This window comes from Pseudomonas sp. 44 R 15 (genome assembly GCF_900004965.1).
Lineage (GTDB): Bacteria > Pseudomonadota > Gammaproteobacteria > Pseudomonadales > Pseudomonadaceae > Aquipseudomonas > Aquipseudomonas orientalis_A.
Genome location: NZ_CVTU01000014.1, coordinates 1 through 217, shown reverse-complemented (window position 1 = coordinate 217; position 217 = coordinate 1). Strand labels below are relative to the sequence as shown.

Annotated in this window: 1 protein-coding gene; it reads right to left on the bottom strand. The window is 58.1% G+C overall.

The window, feature by feature from the left end; translation table 11 throughout:
* The coding region (locus tag BFP93_RS00790; RefSeq protein WP_141687921.1) for an immunoglobulin-like domain-containing protein at positions 1-217 on the bottom strand (217 nt) is incomplete at both ends.

Sequence of the window (217 nt, the reverse complement as noted above, 5' to 3'; positions counted from 1 at the left end):
TTGTAGACGTCATTCGGTGCCACGGCGGTGACCGTGCCGCTGGATTGGTTCACACCGATGGTGATGGTTTTGCCGTTATCCAGGGTGACGGTCAGCGGGTTGGTGATGTTGGTCACCAGCGCGCCGTTTTTATCCACAAGGCTGGCGGTGTAAACGATGTTGCCGCCTTCGCCGACGGTGGTGGTAGCGGTCAGTACAACGTCGACTTTGTCGATGG